The 13992-nt window shown below is 70.0% G+C and carries 11 protein-coding genes; 6 read left to right on the forward strand and 5 right to left on the reverse strand.

Annotated features, from left to right (window positions below):
• Positions 1 to 18: 18 nt before the first annotated feature.
• Complete coding sequence (locus tag ACTWP9_RS09850; protein ID WP_443245653.1) at positions 19 to 3072, reverse strand: glycoside hydrolase family 2 TIM barrel-domain containing protein; 3054 nt, start codon at positions 3070 to 3072, stop codon at positions 19 to 21.
• A gap of 278 nt (positions 3073 to 3350) precedes the next feature.
• Between ACTWP9_RS09850 and ACTWP9_RS09855 the strand changes: the two genes are divergently transcribed.
• Both ACTWP9_RS09855 and ACTWP9_RS09860 read left to right on the forward strand, forming a co-directional pair.
• Positions 3351 to 3950: a hypothetical protein gene (locus ACTWP9_RS09855; protein WP_443245654.1), complete on the forward strand. Its 600-nt coding sequence runs from the start codon at positions 3351 to 3353 to the stop codon at positions 3948 to 3950.
• A 153-nt stretch (positions 3951 to 4103) separates the two neighbouring features.
• A complete protein-coding gene (locus ACTWP9_RS09860) occupies positions 4104 to 4904 on the forward strand; it encodes an SGNH/GDSL hydrolase family protein (RefSeq protein ID WP_443245655.1) in 801 nt (266 codons plus the stop codon).
• 59 nt (positions 4905 to 4963) lie between these two features.
• Here ACTWP9_RS09860 and ACTWP9_RS09865 read toward each other — a convergent pair whose 3' ends face one another.
• Together ACTWP9_RS09865 and ACTWP9_RS09870 are read right to left on the reverse strand one after the other, a co-directional pair.
• Positions 4964 to 6319, reverse strand: coding sequence for an SWIM zinc finger family protein (locus ACTWP9_RS09865; RefSeq protein ID WP_443245944.1), 1356 nt, complete (start codon positions 6317 to 6319; stop codon positions 4964 to 4966).
• Between the two features lie 35 nt (positions 6320 to 6354).
• On the reverse strand, positions 6355 to 9261 hold the full coding sequence (locus ACTWP9_RS09870; protein ID WP_443245656.1) for a DEAD/DEAH box helicase: 2907 nt from the start codon (positions 9259 to 9261) through the stop codon (positions 6355 to 6357).
• Between the two features lie 244 nt (positions 9262 to 9505).
• Between ACTWP9_RS09870 and ACTWP9_RS09875 the strand changes: the two genes are divergently transcribed.
• Positions 9506 to 9688, forward strand: coding sequence for a hypothetical protein (locus tag ACTWP9_RS09875; protein WP_443245657.1), 183 nt, complete (start codon positions 9506 to 9508; stop codon positions 9686 to 9688).
• Between the two features lie 64 nt (positions 9689 to 9752).
• Here ACTWP9_RS09875 and ACTWP9_RS09880 read toward each other — a convergent pair whose 3' ends face one another.
• On the reverse strand, positions 9753 to 10538 hold the full coding sequence (locus ACTWP9_RS09880) for a hypothetical protein (protein WP_443245658.1): 786 nt from the start codon (positions 10536 to 10538) through the stop codon (positions 9753 to 9755).
• A gap of 133 nt (positions 10539 to 10671) precedes the next feature.
• Here ACTWP9_RS09880 and ACTWP9_RS09885 point away from each other — a divergent pair, with 133 nt between their 5' ends.
• Positions 10672 to 11592, forward strand: coding sequence for an oxygenase MpaB family protein (locus ACTWP9_RS09885; RefSeq protein ID WP_443245659.1), 921 nt, complete (start codon positions 10672 to 10674; stop codon positions 11590 to 11592).
• A gap of 54 nt (positions 11593 to 11646) precedes the next feature.
• Here ACTWP9_RS09885 and ACTWP9_RS09890 read toward each other — a convergent pair whose 3' ends face one another.
• Positions 11647 to 12261: a class I SAM-dependent methyltransferase gene (locus ACTWP9_RS09890; RefSeq protein WP_443245660.1), complete on the reverse strand. Its 615-nt coding sequence runs from the start codon at positions 12259 to 12261 to the stop codon at positions 11647 to 11649.
• 194 nt (positions 12262 to 12455) lie between these two features.
• Between ACTWP9_RS09890 and ACTWP9_RS09895 the strand changes: the two genes are divergently transcribed.
• Both ACTWP9_RS09895 and ACTWP9_RS09900 read left to right on the forward strand, forming a co-directional pair.
• Complete coding sequence (locus ACTWP9_RS09895) at positions 12456 to 12848, forward strand: roadblock/LC7 domain-containing protein (protein ID WP_443245661.1); 393 nt, start codon at positions 12456 to 12458, stop codon at positions 12846 to 12848.
• Between the two features lie 102 nt (positions 12849 to 12950).
• Positions 12951 to 13949, forward strand: coding sequence for a DUF6397 family protein (locus ACTWP9_RS09900; protein WP_443245662.1), 999 nt, complete (start codon positions 12951 to 12953; stop codon positions 13947 to 13949).
• Positions 13950 to 13992 lie beyond the last annotated feature (43 nt).

Consider the following 13992-nt stretch of genomic DNA (forward strand, 5'->3'; position numbering starts at 1 on the left):
GCTGCACCCGTCCCGCCATCATCTTGCGGAGGCGGCCTCCAGGAAGGTGAACCCGAACTCGGCCGGCTCCGCGGTGAGCTGGTGCTGCGGCAGCACGCCCGGCCCGCACGACTGTGAGCCGATGCCGTGCATCCCATGGTCGAGATTGACCCACACCGTCTCCCCGGCGACGAGGTCGGTGGTGTGCTCCGCGGCATCCAGTTGCTCGGCCGTCCACCGGCGCGCTGTGAACCAGCACATTCCGTCGGCCTCGACCCGCAGCCCCGGCCCCTCAGGGCCTCGGGTCAGCTCGGCCCAGCGGACGTCCGGCCGTGCACCGTTCTCCTGAGGGCGCACATAGGGCGTCTGGAGCGCGTCCACGGTGCTGCGCCACAGCCCGGTACGCGCCGCTGCTGTGGTGTCCGGGTAGCCCTCGCCCGGACCGCCGCCGAACCACCTCACATGGCCGTAGCTTTCCGGTAGCCCCAGCCGCACTCCCAGTCTGGGCAGTGGGAAGTGCCAGTTGCCCTCCGGCTCGACCGTCACCGTCAGCCGCAGCCGGTCGATGGTCCCCGTCCACCGGTAGACGGTGCGCAGGCCCAGCGCGGAAGCAGCAGCGGCCACCCGGGTACGGACGACGAGCGCGTCCTGCGTCAGCTCCACGCTGTCCGTCCGGTGCCGCATCCGGTGCAGTCCGTGACGGCGCCACAGCGGGCCGTTCCGTACGTCCGGCTGGAAGGGAGCGCCATCGTCGTTGTCGGTGGTCGCCCGCCACACATCCAGCCTCGGTCCCTGGAGAGGGATGCCGCCCAGCTGCAGCAGGGCACCGCTGTCCGCCGCGAAGACCGCAGGTCCCAGCCGGACCTGCCCACCACCGCCGTCGCGCTTCTCCGGGCCGTCTGGCGCCTCGTAGCGGCGTGGCGCGGCGGGGACCGAGGGCAGGGTGGTGGCCGGCGGGTACTCCCGCTCGGCGGCGCGCAGCTGCCCCCAGGCGACCGGGTGGCCGCGGTCGGCCCATGGGGTCGGGTGGGCCAGGACCGCGCGTACGGTCCACCATGCCTCTCCGGCCCGCACCGTCTCCGGCGGGGAGGGCAGCGGCAGGTCCACGGAACTTCCCGGCGGCACGGGCCCCTCGGGCAGCGGCAACATGCCGCCGCTCACCTGCTCGCCCTCGATCTCGTACGACCACTCGAGAGCGAGGTGGGACAGACCGAGAAAGTCGTGCCCGTTGGTGACCAGCACACTGCCGGGAGCCGCACCGGGACCGATTCGGACCGGCTCGATCACTTTCTTGAGCTCGACAAGACCGGGTGAGGGGGTGCGGTCGGGGAAGACCAGTCCGTCGCACACGAAGTTGCCGTCGTGCACCTCCTCGCCGAAGTCGCCCCCGTAGGCGAACCAGGTCCGGCCGTCCTCGGTGCGTCGCGCGAGACCGTGGTCGATCCACTCCCACACGAAACCGCCGTGGCAGCGCTCATACGTCTCGAAGAGCCGCTGGTACTCGCTCAGTCCGCCCGGGCCGTTGCCCATGGCGTGTGCGTACTCGCACAGGATGAACGGCAGCGCTCGGCGGCGTGCGTCCTGTGCGGGATCGTCCAGCGCGGGCTCCTCCCGCCGCCCCACCAGTTCGACCCCGGCGTGCGGCAGATACATACGTGAGTAGAAGTCGCTGTCCGGGCAGGTGTGGTCGCCCTCGTAGTGGAGGGGCCGGGAAGGGTCCCGTTGCCGGATCCAGCGGGCCATCGCGGAAAGTCCGGCACCGCCTCCGCACTCGTTGCCCAGCGACCAGATGACGACGGAGGGATGGTTCTTGTCCCGCTCCACCATGCGGGCCGCTCTGTCGAGCAGGGCGGGGGTCCATCGTTCGTCGTTCACGGGGTTCCGTGCGTCCTTGAGTTCGACGAAACCGTGCGTCTCCAGGTCGCATTCGTCCACCACCCACAGGCCCAGTTCGTCACACAGGTCGAGGAAGGCGGGATGCGGCGGATAGTGGCTGGTGCGTACGGCGTTGATGTTGTGCTGTTTCATCATCACCAGGTCGCGCCGCATGGTCTCGTGGTCCACCGTGCGTCCGGTCTCCGGATGGAACTCGTGCCGGTTGACACCGCGCAGCAGCACTCTGCGGCCGTTGACTTTGAACAGTCCGTTCTCGACTACCACGGTGCGGAATCCGACGCGCAGGGCGATCCGCTCATCTCCGACCGCAAGTTCGGCGTCGTAGAGCCGAGGCGACTCCGCAGTCCACGGTTCTACCTGCCCGGTCGCCGTCTCGCCGGTGCTCAGTTCCCATCCCAGCTCCGGTACGGTGATCCGCCCGGGTGGGTCGCTTTCGACGCGCAGCGTGCCGCGGCCGGTTGTGTGGTCGAATTCGGCGTGCACAGTGTGGTCGCGCACCGCACCGACCGGGCGGAGCAGCAGGGTGACCTCCCGGAAGATGCCCGGCAGCCACCACATGTCCTGGTCCTCCAGATAGCTTGCGGCGGACCACTGGTGGACCCGGACGGCGAGCACATTGCCGCGCGGTCGCAGCAGTGCTCCGACGGCGAACTCGTGCGGCAGCCGGGAGCCCTGGAACTTTCCGAGCTCCTGACCGTTCAGCCAGACGCGTGCGCACGACTCCACTCCTTCGAAGCGCAGCAGTGTCTCGCCGGGGTCCTCCACCGGGGAGCCGTGCAGTGCGGTGTCTGTGTCGCCTGAAGGCAGCGGCCAGTCGTCCGGCAGATCGAAGACATGCCGGTGGTCACCTGTCGGGTTCTCGTCCGGAACGTGGGGCGGATCGACCGGGAAGGGATAGCGGACGTTCGTGTAGGCGGGCGCGCCGTGTCCGTGCAGCACCCAGTGGGAGGGAACGGGCAGTTCCGCCCACTGGGTGTCGTCGTAGTGCGGGTCGGCGAACGCATCGTCGTGCCGGTCCGCGGTAGGGGAGAGGCGGAACTTCCACACGGTGCCGGACAGCGTGAGGCAGCGCGCGTCCGAGCCCGGCGTCCACGCGCGCGGAGCCAGACAGCCGGTTCCCGGGGAGACGTCCTCGTAGTACGGCACGGGTGGCGGAGCGGAGGATCGTGGCTGACCGGCCGACAGGGGAGTGCTCATTCATCTCCTCGGTTTCTGTTGGTTCTTGTTGTTTCTCTCCCACCAGCAGGCGCTTTCGTATGCGTACTTGGCAACCCAAATGCGTAGGGTGAGCGCAACATGACACAGTGATGGGCATGACGATGCCACCGCCGCCGAACCAACCGCCCGCCGGCACCCCGCCACCTCCCGTGGGGCCGCCCGGTGGGTTCGGGCCTCCCGGCTCCGGTGGTTTTGGCTCGCCGGCGCCGGGCGGCAGTTGGCCGCCTCCGCCACCCGGCGGCAACCGAGGCAAGACCGTGGCCGCCGTTGTCGCGGCGGCGGTCCTCGCCCTCGCACTCATCACCGCCTCCGTCCTCTACTTGACCCGAGGCGACTCGGGCACGGGTGACTCCGCCGACAGGAAGCCACCCGCGACAGCGTCGCCCTCGCCCTCCGACGAGCCCGGCGAGCCGACCGAAACACCTTCAGAGGACGGCGAGGCGACCGATTTCCCGACGCCGGGCGAGGACGGCGAGCTGCCCTCCGCGAGCCCTGACAACGACTCCAGTGACGTGCCGTTGCCTGCCTTCCTGCTGCACGAGGGGGACTGCTACAACCGGTCCAAGGAGCGCGAGGGTTCCGTGGTGACCCGCGACTGCGACACGTCGCACGACGCGGAGGTCGTCAGCCGGAAGAAGCTCACCGGCAGTTACAGCACCGATGACGCCGTGCGGCGCGAGGCGGACTCGATGTGCCGCACCACGCTGCGGAACAAAGCGGCCAAGCAGCCGCCTGGCACGGTGGGCGGAACGCTCATCTCGTATCCGAAGTCGAAGAACTCCGGCACGGGATTCAGCTACGTCATCTGCAGCCTGACGGCGGGCAAGGGGAAGAAGCTCTCCAAACCACTTGCGTGACGGATCCACACGCGCGCTCCCGCAACACCACAACACGACGGTCTCCGCGCGTAGTTGGAACTCCGTGATTGGCATGGACGCATCGTAGGCGGGGTAAATCCGCCGCGATCGATGTGACAGCTGTTCCTTCCGTGCCTATCCATGAGAGGCCCCATGAAGCAGCGCAGATGGGCGTCCACGGCCACCGCCGTCGTCGTCTTCCTCGGACTCTCCTCCCTCACCGGCGCCGCAACCGCGTCCGCCGAAGAGGCCGCCGCCACCGGCTATGTAGCCCTCGGCGACTCCTACTCCTCCGGAGTGGGCGCCGGCGACTACGAGGGAGGCGACTGCAAGCGGAGCGCCAACGCATACCCGAAGCTCTGGAGCGCCGCCAACTCCCCCTCATCGTTCGACTTCACAGCCTGCTCCGGCGCGCGCACCGACGACGTGCTCGCAGGCCAACTCGGCCCGCTCAGCTCCTCCACGGGCCTGGTGAGCATCAGCGTCGGCGGGAACGACGCCGGGTTCGCCGACGCCATGACCACCTGCGTGACCCAGGGCGAAAGCGCCTGCATGACGCGCATCCAGGAAGCCCGCGACTACATCAACAACACGCTGCCCGGCAAGCTCGACGGCGTCTACAACGCCATCACCGAGAAGGCGCCCTCCGCAAAGGTCGTCGTGCTGGGCTACCCCCACATCTACAAGCTCGGCGGCGACTGCGCCGTGGGAATCAGCGAGAAGTCCCGCGAGGCCATCAACGCGGCCTCCGACGATCTGAACGATGTCACCGCCAAGCGCGCAGCGGACCACGGCTTCAGCTTCGGCGACGTACGCCCCACGTTCTCGGGACATGAGATCTGCTCGGGCGACGAGTGGCTGCACAGCGTCACCCTCCCGGTGGACGAGTCCTACCACCCCACCGCCGCTGGACAGTCCGGCGGCTATCTCCCGGTCCTGGACGGCCTCGCCTGACGGAACACCCCCCCGCCTGTGCCGCCGCCCTGCTCGCAAGGGCGGCGGCACAGGCGCGCTCAGGCCGCCCCGGCGTCCTGTTCCTCGTCGTCGGCCAGCGCGACCGCCAGCGCAGCCGCCGGGTCCCGTTCCGGGCCGCCCGCCGGCCACCACGAGCGCCGCTGCCTGCGGTAGGGCCACCACCGGCCGTCCGGCCCGTAACGCAGCTGGGCATCCGTTCCCACCGCGGTCCAACGCGTGCCCGAGGCACGCAGCGCCGGACGGGCCTCTCCCTCGCCCCAGGCGAGATCGAGCTGTTCGGCCGCCGGCCGGAGTGCCTCAGGTGAAGGTGACCAGTCCTCCTCCAGGACGGTCAGTGCCTCCACGCCGCCGAACTCCCAGGCGCGCACGGCGACCTCCAGCTCTTTCTCCGTACGCCCGCACCCCTCCGCGAGCCGGGCGGTCACCGCCCGCCGGGGACGAGCCGCCGCCAGCCGTACGGCGTCCTCCCAGGCCGTCAGCGGCCTCGGCAGCGGCCGGGCGCCGTGGCCCGGGGAGACGGCCGTGGCGAGCATGCGGCGAGCCGTTGCTGCGGCGTTCGAGGCGAGGAAGGAGAGTGCGTCGACGTCCAGTCCCGGCGCGCCGGAAGAACCGCCCTCCAGAGCCACGATCTGCCCCGTCTCACGCACGGGGGAGGGCGGTTCGGGCAGTGGGGGCAGCAGCATCCCCAGAGCGAACGCCTCCGCCGCGTCCACCCCCTCGGGCTCTTCCTCCCGGTCCGCTGCCGCCGGCCCGAAGCCCGGGGCCCTTCCGGCGGCTCTTGCCGCACTGCGCTCCTGCAGTGCAGCCAGCAGTTCACTTTCTCCCCGGCCGCGCATCAGCAGCAGTGCGAACGGATCCTCGTCCAGCAGTCGCGCCGTCTGGTAGCTGAGCGCGGCGGTGTGCGAACAGTGGTCCCAGGCTCCACAGGCACACTCGGGGTCCAGATCACCGATGCCCGGCAGCAGTTCCAAGCCGACGTCCGCCGCGTCCTCCACCAGCCGGGGCGGCATATCGCGGTCCAGTAGGGCGGCGATATGGCCGGACTGCTCGACGATCACTTCGAGCAGTCGGTCCCACTCGTCTTCGTCCAGCTCGCGCAGCAGCACATCGGCCCGGCACGGCGTCCGGTCCGATCCGAGCACCACAGCGGTGATACGGCCAGGGCGCACGGAGACGGCACCCACGGCTCCCTGCCGGGCGAAACGGCGGCCCAGCTGGAGCTGTTTGCCGTCCAGCGCGGTGTCCTCCAGCGCCTTCAGCCACGTCTGCCCCCACCAGGTACGGGCGAAGCTCCGGCCGTGGGCGGGGGGCAGCGGTGCAAAGACCCGCTCGCGGTCACCGGCACCACTCCCGTCCGCCGTACCGCTTCCCTCCGTCGTGCCGCTCCCGTCCATCCCGGCGTCCTCCTCGTACGTCATGCCGTACTCGCTCAACGCTCCACCTTCCGCAGCTCGACGAGCTCTGCCAGCTCTGCATCCGTCAGCTCCGTCAGTGCGGTCTCCCCGGAGCCGAGTACGGCATCCGCAAGCGCCTGTTTGCGCCGCAGCATGTCGGCGATACGGTCCTCGATCGTTCCCTCCGTGATGAGCCGGTGGACCTGGACGGGCTGCGTCTGGCCGATGCGGTAGGCGCGGTCGGTCGCCTGGGCCTCGACCGCGGGGTTCCACCAGCGGTCGTAGTGGATGACATGGCTCGCCCGGGTGAGGTTGAGCCCTGTTCCGGCCGCCTTGAGGGAGAGCAGAAACACCGGCGCGGCACCCTCCTGGAAGCGGCGCACCATCTCCTCACGCCGCGCCACTGGTGTACCGCCGTGCAGGCATTGGGTCGGCACACCACGGACAGCCAGATGACGTTCCAGCAGATGCGCCATCTGTACGTACTGCGTGAAGACGAGAACGCTCGCCTCCTCCGCGAGGAGAGTGTCGAGCAGTTCGTCCAGCAGCTCAAGCTTTCCGGAACGCCCCGGCAACCGGCCGTCGCTCTCCTTGAGGTACTGCGCAGGGTGGTTGCAGATCTGCTTGAGCGAAGTGAGCAGCTTGACTACAAGACCGCGCCGCTCGAACCCGGCGGTTCCGTGCAGCGCTGCCAGGCTCTCCCGTACGACGGCCTCGTACAGCCCCGCCTGTTCGGTGGTCAGGGCGACCGCTCGGTCGGTTTCCGTCTTCGGTGGCAGCTCAGGCGCGATGCCGGGGTCCGTCTTGTGCCGCCGCAGCAGGAACGGCCGTACGAGCCGGGCCAGCCGCTCGGCTGCCACGGGATCGCCGCCCTCCGCAGCGTCGGCGTAGCGCCTGCGGAACGTGCCCAGCCGGCCCAGGAGCCCGGGGGTGGTCCAGTCGAGGACCGCCCACAGCTCCGAGAGGTTGTTCTCCACCGGGGTTCCCGTCAGAGCCACGCGCGCCCGCGCGGGGAGCGTGCGCAGTGCCTTGGCGGTGGCGGCGAACGGGTTCTTGACGTGCTGGGCCTCGTCCGCGACGACCATGCCCCACGCTTCGCCGTCGCCGGGGGCCAGCCGGTCGGTGTCCAGTCGCATCGTGCCGTAGGTGGTCAGCACGAACTCGTCCTCGCGCAGTTCTTCCAGCGAGCGGCCCGGACCGTGGAAGCGGCGAACGGGGGTCCCGGGGGCGAACCGTTCGATCTCCCGCTGCCAGTTGCCCATCAAGGAGGCGGGGCACACCACCAGGGTCGGCCCCGCAGTGGCCACTGTGTGCTGTCGGCGCAGATGGAGAGCGATCAGGGTGATCGTCTTGCCCAGGCCCATGTCGTCGGCGAGGCAGCCCCCGAGACCCAGCGAGGTCATCCGGTGCAGCCAGTCCAGACCGCGCAACTGGTAGTCGCGCAGCGTTGCCCTCAGCTCGGCGGGCGGAGGCAGCGGAGGCTCCTCACGGCGCTCGGGGTCGGACAGCCGTTCCCGGAGCGCTTCCAGCCACCCGGTGGCCTCGACCTCGACGCGTTCGCCGTCCCGCTCGGCGGCGCCGGTGAGCACGGCGTCCAGTGCCTCGAGAGTGCCGACCTTGTGGTCCTCGCGCTGACGTGCGGCACGTATCTCCTGCGGGTCGACGAGCACCCACTGGTCGCGCAGCCGCACCAGTGGACGTCCGGATTCGGCCAGCTGGTCGAGCTCGGCGCGGGTAACCTCCTGGTCGCCCACGGCAAAGCGCCAGTCGAAGCGCAGCAGTGCGTCCGGAGAGAGCAGCGAGGGCAGCCCCGGACCGTTCCGGTCCTGCCTGCTCCCGTCAGGCCGACCCTCGTCGTCACCTGGGCCGATCACCGCGCGAGAAGTGAGCGAACGAGCGAACTCACGCGGCCAGTGCACCTGGACACCGGCTGCAGCCAGGGCACGCGGGACGGAAGCCCCCAGCAGCTCGGCGATCTCCTCGTCGGCCAGCTCGACGGCGTCCGGCACCGCCGCCGTGAGCAGCGGGGTGAGCGCGCCCCAGGCCGCTGCCGCCCGGCGAAGCGCGAGCAGCGCGTCGGTACGCGCCCGCGGGCCGAACCGCTCGGCGAGGGGTGAGGTGCCCGCCCACACCTCCGCCGCATCGGCGATCAGTGTGCTGTCGCTCGGCGCGTGCAGCTGGAGCACGCCTCGGAACCTGGGGCCTGGCTCTGCGTTCTGTTCGCTCGGCGCGTGCTCGCTGTCGTCACGGGAGGTCGGCAGACCGTCGATCTCGATCCGCAGTGACAGCCGGATTCCCGCATCGATGCCTGCCGCGATGTCGGCGGCCCACTCCCGCAGTTCTGGTACGGCGAGCGGTTCGTCCCCGGTGAAGGCGGGCCCTCCCGCCGCCAGCTGGGCAGCTGGAGTACGAGGGAGGCTGTCGGCGACGGCGTCCAGGAAGGCTTTCAACAGAGGGCTGGGCTCCGGCATCCGGATCGGGTCGGCTCCGGGCAGCGGCACGGCGTGGGCGTCCGGGGGCATCGCGGCGGCCAGTTCGGCCACCATGGCGATGTCGTCGCCGGTGAGCGGACCCATCCGCCATGCGTCGTAGCCGGCCGGGCTCAACCCCGGCAGCAACCGCCCCTGCGCGGCCAGCCGCAGGGCGAACAGCGTGGCGGCACCCCAGAAGGCCGCAGTCGGTTCAGTGCCGCTCTCCTCACGTGTGGCGTACGCCCGCGTGAGCACCGGAAGGGCTTCGGTTACCGGAAGCGTGACCGTGGGCACGGTGCGCGTCTCCGCACCGTCCTCAGCCGGGACGACGACGGCCAGCTCGACGGTTTCGGCGGGGGAGGGGCTGTGGGTGTGCGGGACGGCTCCCTCTGGATGCCGGAAGACGACCCGGGAGCGGCGCGGCGGGTCTGCCGGCAGGAAGAGGGTCACGCATTGGGTGAGCTGGGACATCCAGGAAGTGCTTGCCAGGGTCTCTGCCACAGTGCTGATGCATTCCTCAAATTTGACTAGCGGACGGAGCGGTCGAGGGTACATCACGCCGGGCCAAGGTGCGACGCCTCTGCCCAGGCCGTAAATCCGCCTGCCATGGCGCGAAGGGAACCTGCCGCGTCCGAATGGCGTTCAATGGAGTGAGAGGCGGAGCCACCGGACTGGGCAGCAGCGGGTGCCCCGCCGGTGCGGAGGAGGTACCGAGATGACCAACCGAGCAAAGATCGCTGTCGGTGGGGTGGCGGTAGGGCTGCTGCTGTGGTGGCTGACGTCGTTCTGGATCGCGCTGCTGGTGATCGTAGGCGTGCCGACGATCGCGTATCTGGTGCTGGACCCTTCACAGCGCCGGAGGCTGCGCAGAGTCAGCCGTAAGGAGCTCAACCGCTAGCGCGTACAGCCCGGCCGGGTGAGTGCCCCGGTGTGCTGGCGGCGTGGGTTTTCGGCATGTGCCGTCACGCCGCCGGGCGCAGTGCAATGCCGTCGAGAGCCGTGAGCAACTGGGGCAGTTCACGGCCGCGGCCCACCGGGCGCACCTCGCCGGGAGCCTCGTCCAGCAGGACGAATGCGATGTCGTCGGTACGCGCCACCACACTCCAGCCAGGGCCGTCGGCACGGAGAGTACGGGCATCACCCGAGGCGAACGCAGACCGTATTCGCCCGGGGGGCGGGGGCGTCTCCAGATAGCCCCGTACCTCCTCCAGAACCCGCCGCACCTGGTCGTCGGGCTCTTCAACCGACTCCACGAACTCCACGTCATCCTCGGCCTGCGCCCGCCACTGCGCCCACTGGAGCGCAATCTCGTCCGCGCCGAGCCGTCGCTGTGCCGGACCCCAACCAGAGGTGTCCGGGGGCGAGAGAACCGGGCCGCTCCCTTCCAGGTCTCCCTCCAGCACGGGGTCGTGCGGCTCAGGCAGGCCCGGTGCGGAGACCGCGAGTGCCAGCGGCCAGCCCGGCAGCACCGTGACGACGTCCCGCTCGTCCGGAGACAGGTCGGCCTCCATGCCACAGTCCCAGGAGGCGATGGCACAGGCCACCTGCGTCACGTCCTCCGTCACCACGGTCCAGCGCGCACCCGCTCCGTCCTGTCCCAGCACGAGCCCGTACCCCTCGGCAAAGGGCTCCAGCTCCAGCACGGCGCAGGCCGCGGGATAGTCGTCCCCCAGCACACTTGGGAACTGCGCGGGCGTCAGTAGCACAGCAGTCAGTACATAGAGCGAATCTTCCTCTTCCGCAGCCACCGGTGGCCTCCCCTTCCTGGCGGATCTCGGTGACCATAGCCCCCGGAGCGCCTCCGCAACAGACGGAATGTGTCCGGGACGGACGGCTGAAATGTCTCCGTGACAGACGCCAGGATCGAAGAGAGGGGCACAAGTGCGGCGGTACGACCGGCTCAAGCACATCCTCCAGCTAGACCCGGAACAGGACTCGCACGAGATCTACCGCTTGATCGCCGTCTATGAGTTCCCCTGGGACTTCACCCGGGCCCTGGAACTCGCTCTGTACCGCACCTACGCCGTCCCCAGCATCGGCGGACTGCTGGCCCGGACCGCCGAGCTGACCGACCGCACGCAGAAGCGCTACGACGACACCTCGCTCCTTCTGGACGCCGTCCTCGAGCACGGCTTCGAGAGTGAGCAGGGGCGCACCGCCATCCGCCGGATCAACCAGATGCACCGCGCCTACGACATCACCAACGACGACATGCGCTATGTCCTGTCCACCTTTGTCGTCATGCCCAAGCGCTGGCTGGATAACTACGGCTGGCGGCGTCTCACCCACCACGAACTGCGGGCGGTCAGCCACTACTACCGCACACTCGGGCGCCATATGGGCATCAAAGAAATCCCCGGCAGCTACGAGGGGTTCGAGGAGTGTCTCGATTCCTACGAGGCAAGCTACTTCGGCTGGGACGAGGGGGCGCGGAAGGTCTCCGACGCCACGCTCGACCTGATGGCCTCCTGGTACCCGCGTCCGCTGGCCCCGCTGGTGCGCGGTGCGAGCCTGGCGCTGCTGGACGACTCATTGCTGCGGGCCTTCCATTACGCCGATCCCAGCCCTCTCGCCCGTCGGCTGACGCGGGGCGCGCTGCGGCTTCGCGGGCGGGGCATTCGACTGCTGCCGCCCCGCCGTAGCCCGCACTATGCGCGGCAGAACCCGGAGATCAAGGGCTACCCCGGCTATCCGAACGGCTACCGCATCGCGGACCTGGGCACCTTCCCGGCCGGGGGCGGTGCGGGGGTATCGGCCTGTCCGGTGCGGCAGGTTCCGGAGGAGGAGCAGGGGCGCCCCTGAAAGCTGCCGCCCCGGGTCGGGCCGCCGCCTCATGGTTCCCCCCGCCGGCCGCCCTCACTCAGCTTCCCGCTCCGCCAGTGCCAGATACCGGTCGTCCTGGTCCACGTACGACACCAGCCGCCAGCCGGTCGCGGCCAGCAGTTCGCGCAGTCGTGGTTCGGCCCGGATGTCATCGGGGGTGATCTGTCGGCCCTGCCGAGCTGCCAGCGCGGCGCGGCCCACCGGATGGAAGAGCGCGAGCCGGCCCCGGGGGCGAACGATCCGGGCCAGTTCGCGCAGTCCGCTCTCCGGGCCGGGAAGGTGAGAGATCAACCCGGCTCCGAAGACCGCGTCCAGACAGCCGTCCTGCAACGGCAGTTGGGAGACGTCCGCGAGCAACAGCGCTGCTGCCTCGTCCCGGCCCGCCCGGACGACTTCGTCCAGCATTGCCGGGGTGATATCGGCGCCCAGCACCGTTCCGTCCGGACCCACGGCGGTACGCAGCGCGGGCAGGGCCCGTCCGGTGCCGCACCCGGCGTCGAGCACCGCAGCGCCGGGCAGTAGACCGATTTCGTTCACGGCCGCCGAGTAGGCCGGACCGTCGTCGGGGAAGCGTGCGTCCCAGCGGGCGGCCCGCTCGCCGAAGAATGCCCGGACCGCGCCCCGATCGTCTGCCAAGTCGTATGTCATGCTCCCTATGTTCGCGCCTGCGGCAGTCCTGGTGCGCAGCCTTGATGCGGAAGACCGTGCCCCGCTCGGCGATGCGACTGTGACAGGTGCGACAGGGGAGTAACTGTGCGCAACAGAACTGGACCTCGTGGTTGCTGACCGTGCTCTCGTGGGTAAGGGTGGCACGGCAGATGCCGAGGATAAGGGGGCGCGTGGTGGCACTGAACACGGGACTCGACTGGTTGCTGGACGACCTCACAAAGCGGATCTCGTCTGTCCGGCACGCGCTGGTCCTGTCCAATGACGGGCTGGTGACGGGGAGCAGCCATGATCTCGAGCGCGAGGACGCGGAGCATCTGGCCGCGGTCTCGTCCGGGCTGCACAGCCTGGCCAAGGGCTCAGGCCAGCACTTCAAGGCCGGCCGGGTGCGGCAGACCATGATCGAGTTCGATGAGGGGGTGCTCTTCGTGATGGCCGCGGGGGACGGCAGTTGCCTGTGTGTCCTCGCGGAGGCCGAAGCGGACATCGGCCAAGTCGCCTACGAGATGACGCTGTTGGTCAACCGCGTCGGTGAGCACCTTGGGCTAGCCGCACGAAACAGTAACTGACCTGCGGTTTCGCAGAGTTATCCACAGGCTCGGCGAGAATCGCGGCGCCGGGCTATCGTCGTTCTCACGCAAGGTAGTCGAATACCGACGGGGGATGACGACATGGGAGACAAGCCCGTGGACAGCCGCGCGCCGGCGCTGTTCCGGAACACGGCCGATGTAGCGCTTCGGACGGCCGCGAAGGAGCTGGGGCTGCGGCCCAGGGAGTTCGAACTGGCGGTGCAGACCGAGGAGGTGCGCACCGTGCCGGGGCCGCCGGGAGGACCCCGGAGGGTGCCACGCCAGGAGCTGAAGCGGATCAAAAGGGCGCCGGACTTCCCCGGCGGACTGCGGGAGCGGCTGCGCGTCATGGGGGCCGGCGAGGCATCCGAACTGCTGGATATCAGCCCCTCCCGCTTTGCGCGCCTCGCGAGGGCGGGCTGCTTCGTACCGGCCGGCTTCTATGTGAACCGCTACCGCACGGTGGTCTGGCTCTATCTGGCGGAAGAGCTGCGGAATTTCGCGGAGAACAATCCGACGCTGCTCACCGGGCGGCTGCCCGCGGGCATGCGGGCCGGGCTGCAGGCCGGCACCGACCATCGCGCCCGTCGCTGGCGGGGGAAGCGAGTGCGGCAGCTGACACGGCATGCTGTCGGCTGCTGGGAGCAGGCCGCGGTACGAGCAAGCGTTCTCGATGACACGACCCTCACCGCAGCCGTGCCCGACCCTGAGGAACGGGCCCGCCTCAAGAGGCTGCGGCCGCGCTTCCTGGGGGCTCGCAGCGGATCCGAGGCCACACGGGACATCTTGGAGGAACTGTGCCTGGCCGAGGGGGAGGAGGAGATCCGCTGGTACCGGATCCTGCTGGACGCCGACCTGGAGGCGGCCAGGGCCGCGGAGACGGTCCCGGCCACGCCTGCTCGCCGTAGCCTGGCCGGGTCCGGGGCGGTGTCCGACCCGGGGGAGGGGCGCACGATCCAGCCGGTCCCGGAGACGACCGGATGGCCTGATCCCGGCACCGCTCGGCCGGTGGTGGGGCCGCCCACGACTCCGGTGCCCCGAAAGCGCTGGTCCCTCCTGCGACGCCGCAGGCCGAAGCCCGCCGCCCGTCCCGCCCAATGACCGGTCCACTCGTGTGCCGATGTCGACCTGGACTCCGTCCCGC

It is taken from the genome of Streptomyces sp. 3N207, assembly GCF_052246355.1.
Lineage (GTDB): Bacteria > Actinomycetota > Actinomycetes > Streptomycetales > Streptomycetaceae > Streptomyces.